Here is a 22,766-nt window from a genome sequence, read left to right on the forward strand (position 1 = left end):
CCGAGGGGGTTATGAATGCGGGGGCATTGGGTGTTGCTGGCATGTTTGCTGGCGGGAAGCGCTGCGGGCGCGATCAGCGCGGCAGATCGCGTGAAACCGGGGCGATCCAGCCCTGACGCGGCGCCGGCCAAGCAGTTGTCCAATCGAGAGCTAAGGTACGCGCCCGCGCCCGCCTGGGTCCTCTCTCCGCCACAGGCGAGCCAGGCGCCGATACCGCCAGGCGCACCACTGCGCATGATCTATGCCGACCAGCAGGTTCGCATCGGCGCGGCAGGACAGGAGAGCCACGAGGCGTATCGCGTCAAGGTGCTCGCGCCTGAGGCGCTGGCGGCCGGCAATCTGTCGATCGTGTGGGCGCCCGCAAATGACTCGGTCACGATCAACAAGGTGGCGATCATCCGGGACGGCAAAGCCATCGATGTACTTGCCGCGCAGAAGTTTCAGGTGATCCAGCGTGAAACGAACCTGGACCAGGCAATGCTCGACGGCAATCTCACAGCCACACTGCAGACGGTCGGCTTGCAGGTCGGAGACGAGCTGGAATTCGCCGTCACCAAGGTGAGCCGGGTCGCGGACTGGGGCGAGAAGCCGCAAGGCTTTATGCAGTTCCCGCTGATGGGGGTACGCGGCGCGTGGCGGTTGAGGGTCCTTCAGCCCAAGAACAGTGGCGTCGAGTTTCGCGTGGCTGGCGACCTTCCAGCGCCAAGCATCAGCGAGAGCGCCGACGAGGTAGAGCGGGTCTATGCCGTGTCCGACCCTGCAAGTGTGATCTTGCCGGACGGGGCACCTCCTCGTTACGCATTTGTCCGGCAGGTGCAGTTCAGCGGTTATGATAGCTGGGCGGCCGTGTCGCGCAGCTTTGCCGCCCTGTATGGAAAGGCCGCAGTGCTGTCCCCGACCTCTCCGGTAAAAGCAGAGGCTGCGCGGATCGCTGCGGAGACAACGGACCCGGCGCGTCGCGCCGAGGCCGCCCTGCGCGCGGTCGAGGACCGCATCCGCTATGTGTATGTGGGGCTGGACGGCGGCAACTACCGCCCCGCGGGCGCCGACGACACGTGGCAGCGCCGGTTTGGCGACTGCAAGGCAAAGACGGTGCTGCTGATCGCCTTGCTGCGCGAACTGGGCATCGCGGCGGAACCGGTGCTGGTGTCAACCCAGGGTGGCGACGGCACAGATGCCCGGCTGCCTACCCCGGCCGTCTTCAATCACGTGCTGGTCCGCGCGACCGTCGGTGACCGCCAATACTGGATGGACGGCACTCGGCTTGGCGACCGTCGGCTTGCCGATCTGGAGACCGTACAGGCGCCATGGGCGTTGCCCCTCCGGATCGCCGGGGCGACGCTTGAGCGGGTCTCGCCTACCCCGCCGCGGTACCCCCAACTGATCCAGGCAGTCAACATCGACGCCAGCACCGGATTCGACAAGCCAGGCAGGTACAGGGTGCAGGACACGCTGCGGGGAGATGAGATCTTCGGGATTCGCGCTCAGTTGGCGGGGGTCGCCCAGGCGGACGCGAATCGCATGCTGGCCAGCTACTGGCGCCAGCGCATGCCGGACGTCGAGCCCAGCCAGACGAGTTGGCGGTTCGATGAAGATCACCGCCTGCTGATCCTGTCCATGACCGGCGAAGGCAAGGTCGACTGGGAGGGCGACGACAAGGATGGGCATACCCATTATCTGTTCGGCGGCGGCTTTCCCCCTCCTGCCGAGATGAAGCGGCCCAAGGACCAGCCCCAGGACGCTGCCTATGCGACCGATTACCCAGCCTTCACCTGCTATGCGACGACCGTCAGGGTACCGGCCGCCGGCAAGGGGCGGCGATGGGCGTTCAACGCGAAGCCCGTCAACCGGACGCTGGGCGGCGTCGACTATTGGCGTGCTTCATCCTTCGCAAACGGTGTTGCCCAGATGGTGAAGAGCCGCCGCGTGGACGTGCGGGAGATCAGCGCTGCTGATGCTGCCGGCGTGAATGGCGCGATCAAGACTTTCGACAACAACAAATCCTATGTCTACGAAACCAAGGGGATGGGCGCGGACGTGTTCACACCCAAGGCTTCCGGGGCGACCAGCCTGGGCAGCTTTGATGATTTTGCGGGGGCCGCTCCGCCTTGCCAGGCACAGGTCGGGGGACTGGTGCGCTGACGGCGGCAAGGGACGCGTCGCCTCGGTTGGACCTGCCCCTCGCTTTGAAGACGTCACACTGTCCTACACGGCGCTGATCTGGCATGGCGTGCGCCGTGCACGCTCCCTATCTTTCGTTCAGCTAGCGCCCCTGGCGCATCCTCAAGTGGAGAGCGCACCCGCAGCTCTCCCCTTTAGCCATTACACCTGTCCCAACCTCACCCGATCGGCCCTCGAATGACTTCTCCCCGTCGCACCTTTGCGATCATTTCCCACCCAGACGCCGGCAAGACGACCCTGACCGAGAAGCTGCTGTATGTCGGCGGCGCGATCCACCTGGCGGGCGAGGTCAAGGCGCGCGGGCAGAACCGGCGTGCGCGGTCGGACTGGATGAAGATCGAGCAGCAGCGCGGAATCTCTGTCACGTCCTCGGTGATGACGTTCGAGAAGGACGGGGTCACGTACAACCTGCTCGACACGCCAGGGCACGAAGACTTCTCAGAGGACACCTACCGCACGCTGACCGCAGTCGACTCGGCGGTAATGGTGATCGACGCCGCGCGCGGGATCGAGGCGCAGACGCGCAAGCTGTTCGAAGTATGCCGACTGCGTTCGGTGCCGATCATCACCTTCATCAACAAGGTGGATCGCGAGGGCCGCTCACCCTTCGAACTGCTCGACGAGATCGCTGACATCCTGGCGCTGGACGTCACGCCGATGAACTGGCCGATCGGCATGGGTGGCGAGTTCGAGGGCATCATGGACTTGAAGTCCAACCGGATCAGCCGGCCCGATGGCGACAGCCGCACCTTTCAGGGCCGCACCGACGAGGCCGCTTTGTCCGACCGCTTTGCCGAGGAGGTAGAGCTGGCGCAGGGCGGCTATGCCGATTTCGACCCGGAGGCGTACCGCCATGGCGACCTGACGCCCGTTTACTTCGGCTCCGCGCTCAAGGATTTCGGGCCGGCCGAGCTGATCGCGGCGCTGGCCGACTTCGCGCCGTCGCCCCGGCCACAGCCTGCCGAGCCTGCCCCGGTTGCGCCGGAGAACAAGGAAGTGACCGGCTTCGTGTTCAAGGTGCAAGCGAACATGGACCCGCAGCATCGCGACCGGATCGCGTTCATGCGGCTGTGTTCTGGTACGTTCAAGCGCGGCATGAAGCTGACGCCAACGGGGCATGGCAAGCCGATCGCGGTACATTCGCCCATCCTGTTCTTTGCGCAGGATCGTGAGATCGCGGACGAGGCGTTTCCAGGCGACATCATCGGTATTCCGAACCACGGCACGCTGCGCGTGGGCGACACGCTGAGCGAGCGCGCTGAGGTGCGCTTCACCGGCCTGCCGAACTTCGCGCCGGAAATCCTGCGGCGCGTCGCGCTGAAAGACCCGACCAAGACGAAGCAGCTTCGCAAGGCGCTCGACGACATGGCCGAGGAGGGCGTGACCCAGGTCTTCTATCCCGAGATCGGATCGAACTGGATCATCGGCGTGGTCGGGCAGTTGCAGCTCGACGTTCTGCTCAGCCGGCTGGATGCGGAGTACAAGGTTGCGGCCGTGCTCGAACCCGCCCCGTTCGACACCGCGCGCTGGATCGCGGGCGACGCGGCGGACCTCAAGGACTTCGCCGACCTCAACCGCGCTTCCATGGCCAGGGACCGCGACAACAACCCAGTGTTCCTGGCCAAGTCGGCGTGGGAGGTCGGCTATATCGCCGACCGTTATTCCAAGGTGCGATTCCTGGCCACGCGCGAGCGGTAAGTCGGCGGGTTAGTCCTCTGCCTCGATCCAGTCGCGCTTCATGGGCCGGATCGCCAACAGCGCCAGGACAGCGGCGACAAGGTACAGGCAGACGCCGATCATTGCTGCGAAACCGAGCGACTGGTCGCCATGGGTCGCCTTCAGCGCCACGGAGAGCGCACCCATCGCCCACGGACCAATGCCGAGGCCCAGCAGGTTGTTGATCAGCAGGAACGTGCCCGACGCGCCTGCCCGCATGTTCGAGGGCGCCAGATGCTGCGCGGCGGTGATGATCGGGCCCAGCCACAGCGTGTTGAGCGCGTTGGGGATCAACAGGATGCACCAGGCAAGCAGCGGGTTCGGCGTCATGAAGCCGAGGATAAAGGTAGGCGCTGCGATCACCCAGGCGATTGCGGGCACGCGCGCGTACCAGGCCCGATCCCGCCGGGCGAGCCGGTCGGACACAACCCCGCCGAGGAAAATGCCGAGCGAACCCCCGATCAGCAGCAAGGCGCCCATGAACTGGCCAACCTTGACCAGCTCGTTAGACGCCGTCCAACCGAACTGCACCGCGATGATCTTGGGCGCCCAGAGCGCGAGGCCATAGCCCGCCATCGAGCTGCACCCGGCGCTGATCGACAACAGCCAGTAAGCAGGCTTGCGAATCAGGATCGGGATCACGGCCGCGGCTGATTGAGCGCCGGCCGCCCTGACGATGGGCGGGTAACGGTCCCGCACCAGCCACAGGAACACCGGCGCGATCAGGATGCCGGCCACGCCCATGACGATAAAGGCCGCCTGCCAGTTGACGGCCTGGGCGATCACGGCGCCGAGCAGCACGCCGAGGCCAAGGCCGATGGGGATGCCCATCGAATAGATCGCAATGGCGCGCGCGCGTCGCTCGACCGGAAAATAGTCGGCGATCAGCGCGTAAGAGGGGGCAACGCCGCCTGCCTCACCGACGCCCACGCCCAAGCGGTACAGGAAGAGTTGCCAGAAGCCAGTGGCGGTACCGCACAGCGCGGTGAAGCCGCTCCACACGACCAGCGACCCGGCAATCACGCGAGTCCTGCCGATCCGATCGGCCAGCAGGGCCAGCGGCACGCCCAGCACGGAATAGAGCAGGGCAAAGGCGGTGCCCCCGATCGCCCCGAACTGCGCATCGTTGAGGTTCAGGCTGGCCTGGATAGGCTTTGCCAGGATGCCGAGGATCTGCCGATCGAGGAAGTTGAAGGTGTAAACCACCATCAGCATTGCCAGCACGAGCGTGGCTGGCCGCTGGCTCGCACGCGAGTCGGTCATGATCCTCTCCCCTTGTTGCCCCGATCATGGCTGATCCGGGGCGCGGGGTGAAGCGCTGGCGCTCAGGCCTTGGCGGGATCGTCGTCGACCAGCGCCTGCGCCAGCAGGTCGCGGATGGCGCGCAGGGCCGTTACAGTCTCGTCGGGCGCCGTTGCCGGGGCGCCCGGCGCGGGGGCCTGTGTCGCCGGCGCGCTTGGGCTGGGCGGGGTGCCGGTTGAAAGTAATTGCTGGACGCCGCGCACGGTATAGCCGTCACGGTTCAACCATTGGTCGATGCGCCGGACCAATGCCACATCCTCGGCACGGTAATATCGGCGGCCTCCCGCACGGGTCAGCGGCTTCAGCTGCGGGAACCGCGTTTCCCAATAGCGCAGCACATGCTGGGGCAGCCCCGTATCCCGGGACAACTCACCGATGGTGCGGAACGCGCCCTCCGCCTTCGAGGGCGACGCTGGCATACCGAATTCAGCCGGCCGCAACGATGCGGTCGCGCATCATCTGGCTTGCGCGGAAGGTGAGCACACGGCGAGGGGCAATCGGCACTTCCACGCCGGTCTTGGGATTGCGACCGACCCGCTCACCCTTGTCGCGCAGCACAAAGGTGCCGAAACCGGAGATCTTGACGTTCTCACCCCGGGAAAGCGCTTCGCACATTTCCTTGAGCACCTGCTCCACGATCTTCGACGAGTCGGCGCGGCTAAGTCCCACCTCGCGGTGCAACGCCTCGGCCAGGTCGGCACGGGTCAATGTCCCGGCGTCGCTCATGAGCAGTTCTCCCCCTTAGCTGCGGCGGCAAGCCTACATGACCGCTCCGCGGATCGGAAGGCCTTATAACACCGGCGATTGTTCAGTAACGAAGCACTGCCGCACCCCAGGTAAAACCCCCGCCCATCGCTTCGAGCACGACGATGTCGCCGGGCTTCACGCGGCCGTCCCGCACCGCAACATCGAGCGCGAGCGGTACGGAAGCGGCAGACGTGTTGGCGTGGCGATCGACGGTCACCACGACCTTGTCAGGCGCCAAGCCAAGCTTGCGTGCTGTCGCGTCCAGGATGCGGGCGTTTGCCTGGTGCGGCACGACCCAGTCGACGTCGTCCGCGGCCAGGCCCGCAATGCCGAGCGATTCGGTCATGACCGCCGACAGGTTGGTGACGGCGTGGCGAAACACCTCGCGCCCCTTCATCCGCAGCTTGCCAACAGTGCCGGTCGTGGATGGGCCGCCATCGACGTACAAAAGATCGTTGTAGCGGCCGTCCGAATGGAGGCGGGTTGCGAGGATCCCGCGTCCGCCCTCCGCCTCGCTCTCCTGGCCTTCGAGAACGATCGCGCCAGCGCCATCGCCAAACAGCACGCAGGTTGTGCGGTCGTTCCAGTCGAGGATGCGGCTGAACGTCTCGGCCCCGATCACCAGGGCCCGGCGGTGAACTCCCGTCCGCAGCATCGAATCGGCGACCTGAACCGCGTAAAGGAAGCCCGAGCAGACGGCCGCAACATCGAACGCGACACAATCGGTGGCGCCCAGCATCGCCTGCACCTTGGTGGCGGTGGCTGGAAAGGTCTGGTCCGGTGTTGCGGTTGCTAGGACGATCAAGTCGATGTCGTCCGGCACGCGCCCGGCCGCCTCGAGCGCGGCACGGGCGGCGTCGGTGGCGAGCGTTCCGGTGGTTTCGCCCTCGCCCGCGAGGTGGCGGAACCGAATGCCGGTCCGTTCGACGATCCATTCGTCACTGGTGTCGACCTGTTCCGCCAGTTCCGCGTTCGACACGCGGCGGGCGGGCAGGGCAGAACCGGTGCCGGTGATTACCGCGCGGATCACGCGGCCTCCGCCGGGGTGATCGTCGCCAGGTCCTGGGCGATGCGCCGCGTCAGGTCGGCGCGCACCATTTTGGCGGCATTGCTGATCGCCGTCGCGACGCCGAGTTCGGTCGCCCCGCCATGGCTCTTCACCACGATGCCGTTCAGGCCGAGAAAAACGGCGCCGTTGTGCACATTGGGATCGAGGTGGTGACGCAGCAGCTCCGTTGCGGGGCGCGAGATCAGGAAGCCGATCTTGGACCGGACGGATGAGGAAAAGGCGCGCTTGAGCAGGTCGGCGACGAAGCGCGCGGTGCCCTCGGCGGTTTTAAGCGCGATGTTGCCGGAAAAGCCGTCACATACGATCACGTCGACATCGCCGCGCGACAGGCGGTCGCCCTCGACGAACCCGTCGAAGCGCATCGGCAGGCCCGTCGCGTTGCGCAGCGTCTGCGCAGCGTCGCGGATCACGTCCGTGCCCTTCTGGTCTTCCGACCCGATGTTGAGCAGCGCGACGCGGGGTGTTTCGAGATCCAGGATCGCGCGGGCGTACACGGCGCCCATGACAGCGAACTGGACGAGGTTGCGCGCGTCCACTTCCGTGTTCGCGCCCAGGTCGAGCATGATCACGTCATTATCGCCGAGCGTCGGCAGCGGAGCGGCAAGTGCGGGGCGATCGATGCCCGGCAGGGTGCGCAGCGCGAGCTTCGCCATCGCCATCATCGCACCGGTGTTGCCAGACGATACCGCAGCGGCGGCACGGCCCTGCTTCACCAAGTCGATCGCCACGCCCATCGACGTGGTGCGCGCGCGCCGAATCGCCTGACTGGGCTTGTCCTCTGCGCCGACGCGGTCGGGCGCATGGACGATTTCCGCGTTCGCGGTCAGACCGGGATGCGCAGACAGGCCCTCGCGGATAGCGGCCTCGTCACCCACCAGCAGGAAGCGGAAATCTTCGAACCGGCGACGTGCCTGGGCGACACCCGCAAGCATCACCGATAGCCCCTTGTCGCCGCCCATTGCATCGACGGCGATCCAGGAGGGTGCGGTCATAGCCTCATTGCTCAATCAAACGGGAGGAGATCAGCCCTCAACCGAGACGATCTCGCGGCCGTTATAGTGGCCGCACGCGGTGCACAGGTTGTGCGGACGCTTCAGCTCGCCACAGTTCGGGCATTCGTGGAATGCCGCGATCGTCAGCGAGTCGTGGCCGCGACGCATGCCGCGCTTGGAAGGGGAGGTCTTTCGCTTGGGGACGGCCATCTCGGCACCTTAGCCTTTGAACAAATCAACAAGGGGACGAACCCGGACACCGCCGGCGAGACCGATCGAAACCGGCCGCGCTGGCACAAGGCGGCCGGACGCATCGCGAAGCGTGGCGCTATAGCGATATTCGGCCGGGTTGCAAGCGGCTGGAGAGACAGGATGAGGTCAGCCAGTCCCGGGTCAGACCGGGGTTGGCGGGAACGGAACGCGTTACGACGCCCGGGTGCCCCGACGCGCCGTTGCAAACATCCCGGTTTATAGCGGCAGAACTGCCTTGTAGAACAGGCGGTGACCACTGCGCAAACCTGCGTGGGGCAGGGCCGTGGGGAGGAGTGCATGACGACGTTTGTGGCGTTGTTGCGGGCGGTGAACGTGGGTGGGACCGGCAAGCTCGCCATGGCGGACCTGAAGCAACTATGCGCCTCATGCGGCTTCACCGACGTGCAGACCTACATCGCCAGCGGCAACGTCGTATTCGATACGGCGCTGCCGGAGGCGGCGGTAAAGAGCGCTCTGGAAGCAGCGCTCGCCGCCCATGTTGGCACCTCGATGCCGGTCATGGTGCGCTCAGCCGACGAAATTGCAGCGGTTCGGGACGCCAATCCTTTCCCCGACGCCAATCCGAGTCGCACGGTGGCCATATTCCTGGATGCGCCCCCGCCGGCCGATTCGCTGGAGAGCCTGGTCGCGCCGGATGGCGAGCAGGTGATGCTGGGTGCGCGAGAGATCTTCATCGCCTATGGCGAATCAATGGGCCGGTCGAAGCTGCGCCTGCCGGCAGCAGCCGGCGGAACCGCGCGCAACATGAACACGGTCGCCAAGCTCGCGGCCATGGCGGCGCGCTGACCGGCAGCTCAGCCGCCCGCGAGCACCCGGTCACCGACGAAGGGGTTGCTCGCGCGTTCATGGGCAAAGGTGCTGGGCGCGCCATGGCCGGGCACAAAGGCGGTGTCGCTGCCGAGCGGCCACAGCTTGGTCACGATGGAGCGCACCAGCTGTTCGTGATCGCCGCCGGGCAGGTCACTGCGCCCGATCGACCCCTGGAACAGCGTGTCGCCGACCAGTGCGAATCGCGAGGCCGGGTGGTGGAAGATCACATGGCCTATCGTGTGGCCGGGCGTCTCGTACACGTCGAGTGACAAGTTGCCGACCGTCACCGTGTCCCGTTCGACCAGCCAGCGGTCAGGCTCGAACGGCGTGCCCGGCAAGCCCCATTGCCGGCCGTCGTCGTCGAGCCGTGCCAGCCAGAAACGATCAGCCTCTGCTGGACCTGCGATCGGCACGCCAAGAGCCTCCGCCAGCGGCTTGGCCATGCCGGCATGGTCGATATGTCCGTGGGTCAGCAGGATCTTCTCAACAGTAACGCCGGACTTGGCGATCGCATCATGGATGCGAGGCAGGTCGCCGCCAGGGTCCACCACCGCCGCCTTCATCGTCGCCGTGCACCAGATCAGGGTGCAGTTCTGCTGTAGCGGCGTCACAGGAATGATCGCGACGCGGAGCGGTGGTGTATCCTCGGTCATGCGATGGCCGGTATCTGTTGGCTGATGCAATGGAAACTGCCGCCGCCGGTCAGGATGTGGTCGGCGCGCAGCCCGACCACCTCGCGATCGGGAAAGATCCCCTGAAACGCGCTCACGGCGGCTGCGTCGTCGGCAGCGCCATAGATCGGCACCACCACCGCGGCATTGCCGATGTAGAAGTTCATGTAGCTTGCCGGCACGACGTCCCCGTCGCGGACCACGCGGCCGGGGGAAGGGACGGGCACCACGTCGAGCCCCGCTGCCCGCAAGCAAGCCGCCGCTTCCTGGTACACGCGCGAATTGGGGTCATCGTCCGCCCCCGCCGGCACCGCGACGCGGCCGGGCGCGACGAAGCGGGCGAGGTTGTCGACATGGCCGTCGGTGTGGTCATTGGCGAGCCCGTCGCCGAGCCACACCACCTGTGTGAAGCCAAGGTCGGTGTGCAGCCGTTCCTCGATGTCCGCGCGGCGCAAGTCGGGGTTGCGATTGGCGTTGAGCAGGCACTGTTGGGTGGTCACCACGATCCCGGTGCCATCGCCGTCGATCGCGCCACCTTCCAGCACCCAGCGACTGCGCGTGACGTGCGTGCCGCGCCCCGCCGCGAGCCGCTCCCCGATCGTGTCGTCGCCGGGCAGGTCGTACTTGCCGCCCCAACCGTTGAAGTCGAACACGCATGCCGATCCGTCGCCGAGCACGATCGGTCCGGTGTCGCGCAGCCAGATGTCGCCAAACGCCTCGATCACGACATGGGCGAAAGGGGCCACTGCCCGCGCAGCGCTGGCCGCCTCATCGTCCGCGCAGACCAGCAGCACCTGCTCGCCACGCCCGTCCGCGTGAACGGTGCGGGCAAAGGCGGTGACCTCCTCGCGCGCGGGCTCCAGGTCGTCGGCCCAGAGTTCAGGGTGGCTTGGAAAGCCGATCCAGACCGCCTTGTGCGGGGCCCATTCAGCGGGCGGAACGCGGCTCATCGACCGGCCTTTGCTGTGGCGCGATCCTTGTCGCGGATGGCGCGAAATTCGGCGCTGGGGTACCAGTTGGGCCACAGCCCGGGCGTGTCGGCGAGCTTGCGGCCAAGCTGATAGTAAACCGTCAGGTCCTGCACCGCGCCCGACCAATCCCAGTTCGGATCATATTCGTCGTGCGGCTTGTGATAACGATTGGCGACGTAATCCTCCGTCGCCGCATGGCCCGCCGCCGTGCCACCCTTCACCAGATCCTCCCCGCCATCGCCGGCGAGCACCGGCACGCCGAGCTTGGCAAAGGAGAAATGGTCGGATCGGTAGTAACCGCCGCGCTCCGGGTTCGATTCCGGGCTGACATGGCGACCCTGTGCCGCGAGCAGCGGGCGCACCATGTCCTCGATCTCCGACTTGCCGGCGCCCGTCAGCACGAAGTCGCGGGTGGCGCCATTCACCGCCAGCACGTCCATGTTGACCCCGCCCACCGTGCGCGCGAGCGGGTACACGGGGTGTTCGGCATAGTAGCGCGAGCCGAGCAGGCCGGATTCCTCCGCGGTCACCGCCAGGAACAGCAGGCTTCGCTTGGCCGGCCCCGCCTTTGCATTCGCCTGGGCCAACGCCACCAGCCCCGCCGCGCCGCTCGCATTGTCGAGCGCGCCATTGCAGATGTCATCGCCGTTCACCGCGTCGCAGCGGCCCAGGTGATCCCAATGCGCCGAATAAAGGACATAGTCGCCGGGCGCGGTTGTGCCCGGCAGGACACCGATTACGTTGCGCGACGCGCTCTTTCGAATGGTGTTGGTGAAGCTGGTGGAGAAGCGCACGCCAAGCGGCACCCCGCGAAAGCCGCGCGTCTTGGCGGCGGCGGATAGCTGATCGAAGTCCTTGCCGGCCGATGCGAACAGCTCGCGTGCCTTCGCGAGTTGCATCCAGCCGATCACCTGGCTCTGGTCCTGATGGCCGCCAGCCTCATCAAGCTCATATTGCGGGCCTGTCCAGGACGATTTCACCACCGCCCATGGATAGGCGGCAGGTTCCGTATCGTGCACGATAATTGCCGCCGCGGCGCCGTGCTTGGCCGCGTTCTCGTACTTGTAGGGCCAGCGGCCGTACCAGGTCATCGCACGGCCCTCGAATGGGCCATCGCGTGCCATGGTCTGCCAGTCGGGGTCGTTGACCAGCATCACCACCGTCTTGCCGCGCACGTCGAGGCCGGCATAATCGTCCCAGCCCTTTTCGGGCGCGGTGATGCCATAGCCGACAAACACTACATCGCTGTTCGTGACGGCAGCGCTGGGGCCAACGCGATAGGTCGCGGCCACCATATCGGTGCGATAGGCCATGCTGACCGGCGACTTGCCGCCGGTAAAGGTGAAGGGCGCGACGTTGCTGGCGGTGATTTCCACCATGGGCACGTCCTGCGTCCATGATCCCTTGTTGCCGGGTTTCAGCCCCGCCGCCTTGAACTGTTCGATCAGGTAGGCGACCGTTTTCTCCTCGCCCGGCGTGGTCGGCGCGCGACCCTCATAGGCGTCGGACGACAGCTCCTTGGTCACCGTTTTCAGCGTATCAACAGAAATCTGCTGCGCAGCCAGGGGCGTGGCAGCGAGCAGAGGTAGAAAGGCAAGGCGGGCGAAACGCATGGCGGCTCCGGCGTGAACAGGCGCCTGATGTGGCAGCCGCTCCCTGGGCACGCAAGCGGTCGCTCTTGATTGAACGCTGACGCGCGCTAGCCTGTGTGCAGGGGACAAGGGGGACTAAACTTGGGGAAGAGGGCATTTGTGGGCGCGCTCGCGCTCGCGGCGGTGGTGCTGGCTGGCGGGCAGGCCGGCGCGCTCGGCGCAGCCGAACCGGCCGTCGCCACCAGCGTCGCTGCACAGTTCGGCGCGCGCGAAACCATCCGACAGATCAGCCTGTCGCCCAACGGCAAGCAGATCGCGATCGTGGCTCCGCTGGGAGAACATGGCAGCCAGTTGATGGTGCTCGATGCCGTTTCGGCCAAACTATCGACAGTGTTGACGAGTGCGGGTGATCCGACCCGGTTGAGTTATTGCCAGTGGTCGACCGACGTCAGGCTGGTGTGCAGCTTTTCGATGATCCGCAAGGACGGCGGCGACCGGATCGGGTTCGACCGGCTGGTGACCCTGAAAGCTGACGGCAGCGACCTGAAGATCCTGACTGCCCGCCCCGACATGGAGGCGCGCGGCCTGCTGCAGGACGGTGGAACGATCATCGACTGGGTCGGCGATGCGGAAGGCGGCAGCGCGCTGATGACGCGAACCTTCCTGCGTAACGACCGCACCGGATCACTGACCGGCAGCTCGGACGAGGGGCTGGGGGTCGAGCGGGTCAACACGACCACGCTGAAGCGGCAGGTGGTGGAACGCCCGCGCCCGGCAGCGGTCGGCTATATCTCCGACGGGCATGGCACGGTTCGCATCATGGCCGTGCGGCCCAGGACCAATGACGGCTACATGGGCGCCCGAGTCAACTATCTCTACCGCAAGCCGAACGGACGCGATTGGGAGCAGTTGAGCGCCACAACAAGCGACGGAGGCACTATTGAGGGGTTCGTCCCGTACGCCGTCGATCGCGACGCGAACGTGGCTTACGGCTTTGACAACAAGGATGGCAGAACGGCGCTGTTCAAGGTGGCGCTCGACGGGACGCTGAAGCGCGACCTGGTCATGGCGCGTCCGGATGTGGACGTCGACGGCCTGATCCAGATCGGGCGCCAGCACCGTGTGGTGGGCGCGAGCTGGGCGACCGAGAAGCGCGAAACGGCGTTCTTCGATCCGGCGCTGGCGGAACTGCGCTTGTCCATCGGCCGTGCGCTGCCCGGCACGCCGCTGGTCACGGTGGTGGACGCGAGCGCGGACGAGAACGCGCTGCTGTTGTTTGCGGGGAGCGACGTTGATCCCGGGCGCTACTACCTCCTCGATCGCAAGACCCGCCACATGGAAGAAGTCCTGCCGACGCGTCCCCAACTGGCTGGCATGAAGCTATCGACGGTGAAGCCGGTCACCTTTCCCGCAGCCGACGGCACGCCAATTCCCGGCTATCTGACCTTGCCCGCAGGGTCAGATGGGAAGGGCCTGCCCGCGATCGTGATGCCGCATGGCGGGCCGGGCGCGCGCGATGAATGGGGCTTCGACTGGCTGTCGCAGTTCTTTGCCGCCCGTGGCTTTGCAGTGCTGCAGCCCAACTTCCGTGGCTCTACCGGCTATGGCTCGGCCTGGTTTCAGCAGAACGGGTTTCGGTCGTGGAAGACGGCGGTGGGCGACGTTGACGACGCCGGGCGCTGGCTGGTCAAGCAGGGGATCGCCGCGCCGAGCAAGCTTGCGATCGTCGGCTGGTCCTATGGTGGCTATGCGGCGCTGCAATCGGCGGTGATGGATCCCGGCTTGTTCAAGGCGGTGATCGCGGTGGCGCCGGTAACGGACCTGGAGACGCTGAGGGCCGAGGCGCAGGGCTTTACCAGTTTCCGGCTGGTAGACGCCTTCATCGGGCGTGGCCCCCATGTTCGCGAAGGATCGCCCGCGCGCAATGTCGACCGGATCAAGGTGCCCGTGTTGCTGTTCCATGGCGACATGGACCAGAATGTCGGCATCGGTGAATCGCGCCTGATGGCCGATCGCCTGCGCGACGCGGGCGGCAAGGTCGAACTTGTCGAGTTCAAGGGGCTGGACCACCAGCTCGACGACTCCGCCGCACGCACGAAGATGCTCGATCGATCGGACAACTTTCTGAAGACCGCGCTGGCGCTCCCCTGAGCGCATGCGCTGAGTGGCGTCAGGGTGCTCCCTTGACGCCCGGCTCATTGACGCCTGACCTTGTCACGCCGGTTGCCTGTTCGACGCTGTGCTTCGAGAACATGAAAAAGCCGGCGCCGAACAAGGGCAGGATGGTGATGATCGCCCAGATCAGTGCTGCGCGGCTGGTGGCAAGCGATCCGCGCCCGCGCAGCACGAAGCCGATGATCGCCAGCACGATGCTCGCGATGATGCAGGCGAGCAGCACGCCCAGTATCGGGTTACCAGATCCGTTGCTGCCCATGCGCGTCTTCTCCGTTGTTGGCGGGCGCCCGAACAGAAAAGGGCGGCCCCGCGGGACCGCCCTTTAATCACTTCAACGCTAAGGTGTTCCGCTTACGGCCGCGTCACGACGAAGCCGTGAGGTCGAACAGCGCTTCAAGCGCCGCCAGCCGTCCTCGCGGCGCTCGGCTTAACGCGAGTAGAATTCGACCACGAGGTTCGGTTCCATCTTCACCGGATAGGGAACCTCGTCCAGCGTGGGAACGCGGACAAAGGTGACCTTGGCGGTGCCGTCGGTCGCCACATAGTCGGGGATCTCACGCTCGGCCAAGCTCTGCGCCTCGAGCACCAGCGCCATCTCCTGCGCCTTCGAACCCAACGTGACCTCGTCGCCGACATAGCAGCGGCGCGACGCGATGTTGCACTTCACGCCGTTGACGCGAACGTGGCCGTGGCTGACCAGCTGACGCGCGGCCCAGATCGTCGGCGCGAACTTGGCGCGGTAGACGATCATGTCCAGGCGCTGCTCCAGCAGGCCGATCAGGTTCTGGCTGGTGTCGCCCTTCATCCGGGCAGCCTCGGTGTACGACGCCTTGAACTGCTTCTCGGTGACGTCGCCGTAATAGCCCTTCAGCTTCTGCTTGGCGCGCAGCTGGATGCCGAAGTCGGAAATCTTGCCCTTGCGGCGCTGGCCGTGCTGGCCTGGGCCATATTCACGCTTGTTGACCGGGCTCTTCGGGCGACCCCAGATGTTTTCACCCAACCGGCGGTCGAGCTTGTACTTGGCGCTGGCGCGCTTCGACATCGTATATTCCTTGCGATCAGCAACAACGGTGGTCCCGGTTTCGCTCTGCTGGCTCTCGTAAAAGAGGGCAGGGCCACCGCTTCACCGGGGTGCGGGGCCAAAAGCGAAGCGGCGCCCCTGGCACAAGAGGCGGCCGCGGTCAAGGATGGGCGGGCTCAGGAGCCGCTACCCGCCCCCATTCGGCCGTTCCGCCGGCTGAGCGCGTCGGATGCCGCGGCGCTGTTCGCCGCATCGATCGAGGCCCATTCCGACTTCGTGTGGCAGGTTCGCTTTGGCATGATGCTGCCGAGCACGGGTTCCCGGCGGCAGATCTTCTTGTCCGCGGTCGCATCAACCGCGCCCGAACTTGCGCCCGAACTGGCACTCGGTGCGGGGGTGGAGGGCTGTGTCTGTTCGGCCGGGACGGGGCTGGCGAGCAGGGCAAAGCCAAGCACAGGCAAGAAGCGGATCATGGGAGACTCCGACCATTGAAGAAGCCGGTGTGCCCCGACCGGGTCATCAAGGCAATGATGTTGTCCAAAGTGCCCGGGCTCGCCGGTCCGCACGTCCGCGCAGCCCAACCTGCCACATGCCAACATCAGCCTGGCCCCGACCAGCTTCGGGGCCGTCGCTTCAAGATCGGCGGCAGGCAGGGTGCATCGAAGTGACAGCGCTTAGAAGAACGCGCTTAGGTCTAGGTAGAAGTAGTGCGTGTCACCACTGGGCTGTGCATTTGCTGCCCTGTTCAAGAAATCGCCTTTGAAGAGCAACGCGGTACCGCTTTCGATGCGATAGCGGTTTGGCTGGATCCAGTATCGCACGCGTGCTTCCAATTGCGTGCCGGCGAAGTCACCCTGCCGCCCCAGGCGATCACGAACACCGCTGTTGGCAAAAGCGTCCGTTCTTGAAGCGAGCCACAGCTCTCGCCCGAACACCGCGGCGTCAAGCTTGCTCGTCGGCGCGACCTCAACGCGAGCACCGCCCGAGATGACGTTGGACCGATTCACCAGGCCAAACAGGCCGCCCGGACCGAAGTCGGAACGGGGGGCGCCGTAGAGCTGATCGAACCGCGTGTACCGGCCCGCATCACGGTCGTCGCCACTTGCATAGTCGAAGACCACAACAACACGCGGGGTCCAGCTGCTCTGAAACTTGGTCCCAACTTCTGCATGGACAGTGTCGGCATCCACATCGAGGTCGGTCGTGTCGTTTGCCGCAGTAGTTGCGTGCGATCGACCTGTCTGGTGGGCGGCCTCGATCTCGAAATCGAGCTTGCCCTTGGCCGGCGACCGGAACAGGCGGCCGCCGATCGTCACCAGCTTGCGATCGCGGGTCAGCTGCGCAGGGGAGTCGTGCTCCACCAGCCGGAACACATAGGCTTCTGCGCTGATCGGGCCGAGTTTGGTGCGCTGGTAGCTGGTACCGAAGAATTGCACAGCGGATCGCGCTCGGTCGAGCTCGACGCGTTCGTTCCGCAGTCCGTCGGCATCATTCGGAAAACGGAGCGACGGCATACCCCAGAAAGCGACAAGGCGATCCTTTGCCGCGCTTTTCCAGTCGAACAGCGCGCCCGTGTAGCTCGTGATCATGTTTGGAAAATCGGGCGCGGCCACGAGCCTGCCAGAGCCGAGGTTCAGGGTGTACCGCCCAGCCGTCAGTCGTCCCGTCGCGCCCTTGCCGCCCAGGTTCGCGAGATCAAGGGCAACATAGGCCTGAAGCGGCTCTACCGCGTCGATTTCGCTGACGCCCGCAGAGGAGTTCTGCGCGTATGCATATCCCCGGGCGTCGCGCAGCTCACCACCGATGCGTATCGGGCCTGCACGATATTCGGCGGTGAGAATGGTGCGAAACGACTGCAGGAAATCGTTTCGCGCGGCTGTTGGCCGGAACTGGCCTTCGATGGCTTCGCTGCGCGAGCGGATCTGCAGATGAATGTCGAGCGCGTCGGGTGCGCCGAGCGCAGCATGCAGCGGATTCTCCTCGGCAGCAGCGTGCGTTGGGAGTGCCATGGCGAGCGCTGTCGCGCAGAAAAACGGCGCAGCCAGCCGGCCGCTGATAACGAAGCGAAGCACTGAAAACCCTTTGCGAAGAATGCTTCATTATAGACAGCGACCAGGACAGCTGATCGCTCGCCGACGACATTTAAGATCGACGAAAAACACGGCTCATTTCGTCCGGGCAGGCACCCCACCGTCTATGATGAAGCTGATCGCGCATGCTCAGCGCTGCGTATTACTGGAGACCCTTAATGAGTGCCCTCGACGACTGGCGCCTGTCCAAGAAGATCATCGTGCTGTTCAGTGCGATCGCATTGCTCTTCGCTGCAGTTAGCGTGAATGCTATCATGTCGAACCAGGCGTTGAGCGCCGTCGCGACGCGCCACGTTCAGCGCGGCGTGGGGGGAACGGAGGCACTTGGCCGCGTTATCTCGGCGCTGCGTGAGCACCGCATCATCATCTTTTCGCAGCTGAACGCAGGCAACGCCGAGGAGATGCGCAGTTTCGAACAGCGCTTCACGAGCAACCGCGAAGCCCTGCAGCGAGCGATCGACGATTACGCCAAGGTCGCTGGCGAGTTCATGCCTCAGGTCGACAAGTTGCGTCGTGATGTCAGTGCGCTCGAAGCAGCCAATGATGGCATCATGAGCACAACGCGTAATGGCGGGATCGCCGCCGCGCTGCCACTCGTCAAGGGTGAGGGCAAGACGCTGTCGCGTGCTGCAATCGGCGACGTGGAAGAGTTGATCGCGCTGCAAAAGGAGCGGTCGGCCAAGGCAAACGAGGCGGGAATGGCGACCGCCAGCAACGCGCACTGGCTCACCCTTGTGCTGGCGCTCGGATCGCTTGTGGCGTTGTTCGTGATCTGGCGTTTGCTGATCAAGTCCGTTGCCAAGCCGCTCTCCGAATTGTCGGCCGCGACCAAGACGCTCGCCGAAGGTGGCAGCGCTGACGTTCCGCACCGCAGCCGTAAGGACGAACTGGGTGAGGTCGCCCATTCGGTTGAGCTGTTCCGCCAGGCGGCAGTGGATCGCGCCCTCGCAGACTCACGAACGGCGTCCGAGCAGCAGGCGGTCACCAGCGCTCTGCGGGAAAGCCTGAGGGCGTTGACTAATGGCGATCTGACTGCCGAAATCTCGAGCGAGTTCCCGGCCGCCTACAGCGAGCTTAAAGCCAACTTCAACGAGGCACTGGCCAGCTTGCGTGGCCTGATCGGACAGGTTTCGGAAAGCGCAGCCCGCATCCGCACCGGCTCGTCGGAGATTTCGCACGCATCCGAGGACCTGGCTCGCCGGACGGAGGCGAACGCTGCCAGCCTGGAGGAGACCTCGGCGGCCCTGGCGCAGATCGATGGCCGACTGAAGGCGACGGCCGTTGCGTCGGCCAGGACCGTGGAGCGGGCAGATGGCGCGATCTCTACCGTGTTGGGCGGTCGCTCGGTTGCCGGGGAAGCGGTTGCCGCGATGGGCCGGGTGTCGGAGAGCGCCAAGGGTATCGATTCGGTCATCGAAGGTCTCGACAAGATCGCATTCCAGACGCGCGTTCTTGCAATGAATGCCGCCGTTGAGGCCGGGCGAGCGGGTGAGGCGGGCAGGGGCTTCGCTGTCGTCGCAGACCTGGTTTCGGCCCTTGCCATGCGAGCCGAAGAAGAAGCGAAGCGCGCTCGCGATCAGCTGACGGTCACTCAGGACGAGGTGGGCACGGCAGTTGAGTCGGTCCGCAAGGTCGACGAGGCGCTCTCGGCGATCTCGGGAGATGTTGCCGAGGTACACCAACTCCTGGGCACGATGGCCGCCGACAATCAGGCGCAGTCGTCCGCAGTCTCTGAAATCGCCGTCGCAATTGGAACGATGGATCAGTCGACGCAGCAGAATGCAGCAATGGTCGAGGAAACCTCAGCCGCTGCCCGCAATCTGACGAGCGAGGTCCAGAGCCTGTCCGACCAGGCTGGACGTTTTGCGGTCGGCCAGAGCCAAGCTCTTCGGGCCGCTCCTGGTAAGCTCGCGAGCCTGTCGCAGCCGACCAAGCAACTGCCTGCAGCTGCTATTCCGGCGTTGACCCGACCGGCCACGGTTGATGACGGGAGCTGGAACGAATTCTGATCCACCTCTAGATGACGGAGGCGCTGCCTTGGGTTTCCAAGGTGGCGCCTTTGGCGCACCTGCAAGCTTGCGTCCGGAGCTAGCATTTGAAGCGTTCCCGGATCTATCGGCCCTCGCCCTCCGAAATGCGAGGTCGCCTGCCGAAAACCTGCCAACCCTCGAATTTGCCTCTGCCGGGGCTGCCTGCACGTTGGCATTTCTGTCCGGGGCGGGTTCTCGGGAAAGACTACGGCAGCCCAACTCATCTGATCAACATGGGCCGATTCACGCGGCGGTCAGCGCAGCCACTGCAGTCAGTTGACAAGCACCGGCGTAGCTTAGGCTGCATCGCGTTCGGTGACGCCGGACGGCTATGAACTGTCGTTCGCGATTCGCGACAGCAGCCATTCCGGCCTTGCGGCAGCCATGTCCCTGGACGATCTCGCCGCCTCGGTCAGCGCTTCCACCGGTGAGTTCAGCCTTGAGCTGAAATGTGGTGCTCCGCATTGCCGTCACGATGGCGGCGAGATCCAACGAAAGCTGATTCCCTTGACGCTCTCCCGACCTCGGACGGGCCGAGCGGGCATGGACGACAGCAAGGTTTTAGGCGGAGCAACTGCTTTTAAAGCTGGCGATTGTGCAGGAGATACAGCGCGATAGGCTGACCGGCCTGCGCCGTCGGCGCGGGATCGGCGGAGAACTGGCGAGAGCACAAACCTCTGGCGCCCCTCGATAGGCATTCTCCGGCGCCTTTGCCGATCAGCAGCGAAGCCATTTCTGGTGAGCAACGGAACCGCGGCGAGTTTCTGCTCTTCTCATGTAGAACCGCAGAAGCAGCAGGCATGGAAGTCCTAAGCGGCGCAGTTCAGGCGAACCGCTGGTCCGGTCATCCTTTCTGGGACGTTCAGGGGTAGTCTGGCTGTCGCAAGCTGACGCTCGAACACTCTATGCTTTAAGGCGGCGCGAAGCACACTGCGGGCCACCAGACCTGCGTGGCAGTGGGTGCGCCGGATCAACCCGCGATGTAGGCCCTCAACTGACGAGAGCGGCCCTGACAGGTGGATTGGCTCAGCCCGTCCGCTTCGCAAGGCGCATGACATAGCCGATGACCTCCGCGACGGCCGCGTAGTGCTCTGGGGGAACAGGGCGATCGACCTCTACAGCCGCATAAAGCGCACGTGCCAGGGGACGGTTTTCCATGATCGGCACACCCGCGGAGGTCGCGACCTCACGAATGCGGAGCGCGACCGCGTCCACCCCTTTGGCCACCACCACTGGCGCGCCCATCTTGCCGTGATCGTACTTAAGAGCGACTGCGTAGTGGGTCGGATTGGTCACGATCACGCTGGCGGTGGGCACGGCCGCCATCATCCGCTTGCGTGAGCGTTGCATGCCAATTGCGCGTATCTTCGCCTTGATCTTGGGATCGCCCTCAGACTGTTTGTGCTCGTCCTTGATCTCCTGGAGCGACATGCGCATCCGGGAAAGCCAGGATTGACGCTGGTAGATCAGGTCGAAGAGTGCAATCGCGCCGACCAGGGCGGCGACCGCCTTCAGAAGCATCACGATCAGATGGCCGGCAGTGCTGCCGATCGTCGTTGGATCAGCGCCGACGATCCCGTCCAGCGCTATCGCCCGCGGCCAGATCACCATGGCGCTTACCGCACTCACGGCCGACACCTTGGCGAGTGTCTTGCCAAATTCCACCAATGCGCGTTTGCCGAGCAGGCGTTGTGCGCCGGACAGCGGCGACAGTTTCGACCACTTTGGTGCGACGCGTGACCAGCTAAGCGTCGGCCGGCCCTGCAGCATGCCGCCAAGCAGCGCAAATGCCACCAGCGTTCCTAGCAATGGCGCCAGAACCGCGAACAGCTGAGATAGAATGCCGGTCGCGAGGCTCTCTGCCCCCTCGGGCGAGAAACGGTAATCTTCTGCCCGACCCCAGAGGCGCAGCAGCAAGTGACCCATGCGCGAAAAGGTCCAAACGCCCATGCCGCCCGTGACGACCAGTGCCGCCGAGAAGATGGCGGCGTGCCGCATCTCGGGCGCCTGCGCGATGTCGCCCTTTTCCCGGGCATCCGACAGCTTCTTCTCTGTCGGATCGTGGGTTTTCTGATCCTTGTCGTCGGCCATCGGGTCAGCTCCAACCGGTCTGCATCCAGTTCGCCATGGCGGTAGCGAAGCTGGTCAGGATTGCCCCGAGCACGGCGGCGAACAGCCCTATTCCGAGGATCAGGTTGAGTGGCTGGGCGACAAAGAACACCTGGACCGCAGGCGCCAGGCGCGCCGCCAGCCCAAGAGCCACGTTGAACACGATTCCATAGACCAGCAGGGGCGCAGCCAGGCTGACGCCGAGCGACATGGCACGGGTCGCCGTATGAAGCGCAATGGTCGCGAAGTCGCCCGTGGACGGAAGGCCGCCAACCGGGAACAGCGTGTAGGAGCGAACAATCGAAGCGATCCACAGGTGGTGCACCGCGAGCGACATGCACACCACCGCAGCCGCCACACTGACAAATCGCGACAGGAGCGCCGCTTGTCCACCTTGCGACTGATCAAAGACGATTGCCGAGGACAAGCCGATCTGGAGGCTGATGATGGAACCGGCGATGGCGATCGCCTGGAACATCATCTTGACCAGAAGGCCCAGCCCAAGGCCGATCAGCAATTCGACCAGCAGGATGCTGACCAGCCCGTCGGTCTTCGCGGCCGCGGGCATGGTCTGGCTGCCCAGCATGCCCCACAAACCGATCGTCATCCCCAGCGCGATCAGTAGCCGGATTCGGCCTGGCACCGCATCTTCAGAGAAAACGGGCAACAGCATCAGCACCGCCCCAATCCTGGCGAACAGGATCAGGAACGCTGCGGCCTGTTGAGGGACGTTGTCGAAATTCACCGTGAGCCGTGAATGATGCGGTCGCTGATCTGCAGCGTGAAGTCTGACATCGCGTGCCCGATCATGGGCAGGCACAGGAGAAGGACCACACCCATCGCCATGACCTTGGGAACGAAGGTCAGGGTCTGCTCCTGAACCTGGGTGAGAGCCTGGAACAGGCTAACAGCCACGCCGACGATCAACGAGGTAATCAGCAGCGGACCCGCGATCGTGAGCACAAGCACAAGGCCCGAGCGAGCGATCTCCATCGCATCGTAACCGGTCATGGTCCG

At 65.1% G+C, this 22,766-nt stretch carries 22 protein-coding genes; 6 read left to right on the plus strand and 16 right to left on the minus strand.

Annotation, left to right across the window (positions count from 1 at the left end):
* Window positions 1–15 precede the first annotated feature (15 nt).
* Both FHS94_RS02155 and FHS94_RS02160 read left to right on the plus strand, forming a co-directional pair.
* A complete protein-coding gene (locus tag FHS94_RS02155) occupies window positions 16–2,142 on the plus strand; it encodes a DUF3857 domain-containing transglutaminase family protein (RefSeq protein WP_184054121.1) in 2,127 nt (708 codons plus the stop codon).
* 216 nt (window positions 2,143–2,358) lie between these two features.
* Window positions 2,359–3,879 (plus strand): peptide chain release factor 3, encoded by a 1,521-nt coding sequence (locus tag FHS94_RS02160; protein ID WP_184054123.1) that lies wholly within the window; start codon window positions 2,359–2,361, stop codon window positions 3,877–3,879.
* A 9-nt stretch (window positions 3,880–3,888) separates the two neighbouring features.
* Here FHS94_RS02160 and FHS94_RS02165 read toward each other — a convergent pair whose 3' ends face one another.
* The 6 genes from FHS94_RS02165 to rpmF all read right to left on the minus strand — a co-directional run bounded on the left by FHS94_RS02165 (window position 3,889) and on the right by rpmF (window position 8,217).
* Complete coding sequence (locus FHS94_RS02165) at window positions 3,889–5,160, minus strand: spinster family MFS transporter (protein WP_184054125.1); 1,272 nt, start codon at window positions 5,158–5,160, stop codon at window positions 3,889–3,891.
* Window positions 5,161–5,222: 62 nt separating this feature from the next.
* Window positions 5,223–5,618, minus strand: coding sequence for a MerR family transcriptional regulator (locus tag FHS94_RS02170; protein ID WP_184054127.1), 396 nt, complete (start codon window positions 5,616–5,618; stop codon window positions 5,223–5,225).
* 7 nt (window positions 5,619–5,625) lie between these two features.
* Entirely contained in the window at window positions 5,626–5,925 is a 300-nt protein-coding gene (locus tag FHS94_RS02175) for an integration host factor subunit alpha (protein WP_184054129.1), read from the minus strand.
* An 82-nt stretch (window positions 5,926–6,007) separates the two neighbouring features.
* Window positions 6,008–6,976 carry a beta-ketoacyl-ACP synthase III gene (locus FHS94_RS02180; protein ID WP_343055120.1) on the minus strand — a complete coding sequence of 323 codons (969 nt, stop codon included), beginning with the start codon at window positions 6,974–6,976 and terminating at the stop codon, window positions 6,008–6,010.
* Window positions 6,973–8,007: a phosphate acyltransferase PlsX gene (plsX, locus tag FHS94_RS02185; protein WP_184054131.1), complete on the minus strand. Its 1,035-nt coding sequence runs from the start codon at window positions 8,005–8,007 to the stop codon at window positions 6,973–6,975. Before plsX ends, FHS94_RS02180 begins: the two co-directional genes overlap by 4 nt.
* A gap of 30 nt (window positions 8,008–8,037) precedes the next feature.
* Window positions 8,038–8,217: a 50S ribosomal protein L32 gene (rpmF, locus tag FHS94_RS02190; protein ID WP_184054133.1), complete on the minus strand. Its 180-nt coding sequence runs from the start codon at window positions 8,215–8,217 to the stop codon at window positions 8,038–8,040.
* A gap of 339 nt (window positions 8,218–8,556) precedes the next feature.
* Between rpmF and FHS94_RS02195 the strand changes: the two genes are divergently transcribed.
* The gene (locus FHS94_RS02195; protein WP_184054135.1) at window positions 8,557–9,066 is read left to right on the plus strand and encodes a DUF1697 domain-containing protein; all 510 of its coding nucleotides are present in this window, start codon (window positions 8,557–8,559) and stop codon (window positions 9,064–9,066) included.
* Window positions 9,067–9,074: 8 nt separating this feature from the next.
* Here the strand turns inward: FHS94_RS02195 and FHS94_RS02200 are convergent, their stop codons facing one another.
* Genes FHS94_RS02200 through FHS94_RS02210 form a run of 3 tightly spaced genes read right to left on the minus strand, consistent with a single transcriptional unit; the run spans window position 9,075 to window position 12,345 of the window.
* A complete protein-coding gene (locus FHS94_RS02200; protein ID WP_184054137.1) occupies window positions 9,075–9,743 on the minus strand; it encodes an MBL fold metallo-hydrolase in 669 nt (222 codons plus the stop codon).
* Window positions 9,740–10,711: an agmatine deiminase family protein gene (locus tag FHS94_RS02205; RefSeq protein ID WP_184054139.1), complete on the minus strand. Its 972-nt coding sequence runs from the start codon at window positions 10,709–10,711 to the stop codon at window positions 9,740–9,742. The genes FHS94_RS02200 and FHS94_RS02205 overlap by 4 nt, the downstream gene beginning before the upstream one ends.
* Complete coding sequence (locus tag FHS94_RS02210; protein ID WP_184054141.1) at window positions 10,708–12,345, minus strand: M28 family peptidase; 1,638 nt, start codon at window positions 12,343–12,345, stop codon at window positions 10,708–10,710. Before FHS94_RS02210 ends, FHS94_RS02205 begins: the two co-directional genes overlap by 4 nt.
* Window positions 12,346–12,465: 120 nt before the next feature.
* Here FHS94_RS02210 and FHS94_RS02215 point away from each other — a divergent pair, with 120 nt between their 5' ends.
* On the plus strand, window positions 12,466–14,475 hold the full coding sequence (locus FHS94_RS02215; RefSeq protein WP_246348282.1) for an alpha/beta hydrolase family protein: 2,010 nt from the start codon (window positions 12,466–12,468) through the stop codon (window positions 14,473–14,475).
* Window positions 14,476–14,494: 19 nt separating this feature from the next.
* Here the strand turns inward: FHS94_RS02215 and FHS94_RS02220 are convergent, their stop codons facing one another.
* From FHS94_RS02220 to FHS94_RS02235, 4 genes are all read right to left on the minus strand, one after another.
* A complete protein-coding gene (locus tag FHS94_RS02220) occupies window positions 14,495–14,758 on the minus strand; it encodes a hypothetical protein (RefSeq protein WP_184054143.1) in 264 nt (87 codons plus the stop codon).
* Between the two features lie 168 nt (window positions 14,759–14,926).
* Window positions 14,927–15,541, minus strand: coding sequence for a 30S ribosomal protein S4 (gene rpsD, locus FHS94_RS02225; RefSeq protein WP_184054145.1), 615 nt, complete (start codon window positions 15,539–15,541; stop codon window positions 14,927–14,929).
* A 155-nt stretch (window positions 15,542–15,696) separates the two neighbouring features.
* Complete coding sequence (locus FHS94_RS02230) at window positions 15,697–15,993, minus strand: hypothetical protein (RefSeq protein WP_184054147.1); 297 nt, start codon at window positions 15,991–15,993, stop codon at window positions 15,697–15,699.
* Between the two features lie 201 nt (window positions 15,994–16,194).
* Window positions 16,195–17,529: an alginate export family protein gene (locus FHS94_RS02235; RefSeq protein ID WP_184054438.1), complete on the minus strand. Its 1,335-nt coding sequence runs from the start codon at window positions 17,527–17,529 to the stop codon at window positions 16,195–16,197.
* Between the two features lie 239 nt (window positions 17,530–17,768).
* On the opposite strand from FHS94_RS02235, the gene FHS94_RS02240 reads away from it, so the two are divergent.
* A complete protein-coding gene (locus tag FHS94_RS02240; RefSeq protein WP_184054149.1) occupies window positions 17,769–19,619 on the plus strand; it encodes a methyl-accepting chemotaxis protein in 1,851 nt (616 codons plus the stop codon).
* 336 nt (window positions 19,620–19,955) lie between these two features.
* On the plus strand, window positions 19,956–20,258 hold the full coding sequence (locus FHS94_RS02245) for a hypothetical protein (protein WP_184054151.1): 303 nt from the start codon (window positions 19,956–19,958) through the stop codon (window positions 20,256–20,258).
* Window positions 20,259–20,666: 408 nt separating this feature from the next.
* Here FHS94_RS02245 and flhB read toward each other — a convergent pair whose 3' ends face one another.
* From flhB to fliQ, 3 genes are read right to left on the minus strand one after another with little or no spacing between them, the layout of a single operon-like run.
* On the minus strand, window positions 20,667–21,731 hold the full coding sequence (flhB, locus tag FHS94_RS02250) for a flagellar biosynthesis protein FlhB (RefSeq protein ID WP_184054153.1): 1,065 nt from the start codon (window positions 21,729–21,731) through the stop codon (window positions 20,667–20,669).
* Between the two features lie 4 nt (window positions 21,732–21,735).
* Window positions 21,736–22,494 (minus strand): flagellar biosynthetic protein FliR, encoded by a 759-nt coding sequence (fliR, locus tag FHS94_RS02255; protein ID WP_343055122.1) that lies wholly within the window; start codon window positions 22,492–22,494, stop codon window positions 21,736–21,738.
* A complete protein-coding gene (gene fliQ / locus FHS94_RS02260; protein ID WP_184054156.1) occupies window positions 22,491–22,760 on the minus strand; it encodes a flagellar biosynthesis protein FliQ in 270 nt (89 codons plus the stop codon). Before fliQ ends, fliR begins: the two co-directional genes overlap by 4 nt.
* Window positions 22,761–22,766 lie beyond the last annotated feature (6 nt).

The sequence above is a fragment of the Sphingomonas aerophila genome (assembly GCF_014199305.1).
In the GTDB taxonomy this organism is placed as follows: Bacteria; Pseudomonadota; Alphaproteobacteria; order Sphingomonadales; family Sphingomonadaceae; genus Sphingomonas; species Sphingomonas aerophila.

Excerpts from the sequence above, each read along its gene's own strand:
- FHS94_RS02195 (WP_184054135.1), top strand. The coding sequence starts at position 8,557 with ATGACGACGTTTGTGGCGTTGTTGCGGGCGGTGAACGTGGGTGGGACC.
- FHS94_RS02235 (WP_184054438.1), bottom strand. The coding sequence starts at position 17,529 with ATGGCACTCCCAACGCACGCTGCTGCCGAGGAGAATCCGCTGCATGCT.
- rpsD (WP_184054145.1), bottom strand. The coding sequence starts at position 15,541 with ATGTCGAAGCGCGCCAGCGCCAAGTACAAGCTCGACCGCCGGTTGGGT.
- FHS94_RS02200 (WP_184054137.1), bottom strand. The coding sequence starts at position 9,743 with ATGACCGAGGATACACCACCGCTCCGCGTCGCGATCATTCCTGTGACG.
- FHS94_RS02165 (WP_184054125.1), bottom strand. The coding sequence starts at position 5,160 with ATGACCGACTCGCGTGCGAGCCAGCGGCCAGCCACGCTCGTGCTGGCA.
- rpmF (WP_184054133.1), bottom strand. The coding sequence starts at position 8,217 with ATGGCCGTCCCCAAGCGAAAGACCTCCCCTTCCAAGCGCGGCATGCGT.
- FHS94_RS02175 (WP_184054129.1), bottom strand. The coding sequence starts at position 5,925 with ATGAGCGACGCCGGGACATTGACCCGTGCCGACCTGGCCGAGGCGTTG.
- FHS94_RS02230 (WP_184054147.1), bottom strand. The coding sequence starts at position 15,993 with ATGATCCGCTTCTTGCCTGTGCTTGGCTTTGCCCTGCTCGCCAGCCCC.
- FHS94_RS02170 (WP_184054127.1), bottom strand. The coding sequence starts at position 5,618 with ATGCCAGCGTCGCCCTCGAAGGCGGAGGGCGCGTTCCGCACCATCGGT.
- FHS94_RS02160 (WP_184054123.1), top strand. The coding sequence starts at position 2,359 with ATGACTTCTCCCCGTCGCACCTTTGCGATCATTTCCCACCCAGACGCC.
- FHS94_RS02155 (WP_184054121.1), top strand. The coding sequence starts at position 16 with ATGCGGGGGCATTGGGTGTTGCTGGCATGTTTGCTGGCGGGAAGCGCT.
- flhB (WP_184054153.1), bottom strand. The coding sequence starts at position 21,731 with ATGGCCGACGACAAGGATCAGAAAACCCACGATCCGACAGAGAAGAAG.
- FHS94_RS02205 (WP_184054139.1), bottom strand. The coding sequence starts at position 10,711 with ATGAGCCGCGTTCCGCCCGCTGAATGGGCCCCGCACAAGGCGGTCTGG.
- fliQ (WP_184054156.1), bottom strand. The coding sequence starts at position 22,760 with ATGACCGGTTACGATGCGATGGAGATCGCTCGCTCGGGCCTTGTGCTT.
- plsX (WP_184054131.1), bottom strand. The coding sequence starts at position 8,007 with ATGACCGCACCCTCCTGGATCGCCGTCGATGCAATGGGCGGCGACAAG.
- FHS94_RS02240 (WP_184054149.1), top strand. The coding sequence starts at position 17,769 with ATGAGTGCCCTCGACGACTGGCGCCTGTCCAAGAAGATCATCGTGCTG.
- FHS94_RS02220 (WP_184054143.1), bottom strand. The coding sequence starts at position 14,758 with ATGGGCAGCAACGGATCTGGTAACCCGATACTGGGCGTGCTGCTCGCC.
- FHS94_RS02210 (WP_184054141.1), bottom strand. The coding sequence starts at position 12,345 with ATGCGTTTCGCCCGCCTTGCCTTTCTACCTCTGCTCGCTGCCACGCCC.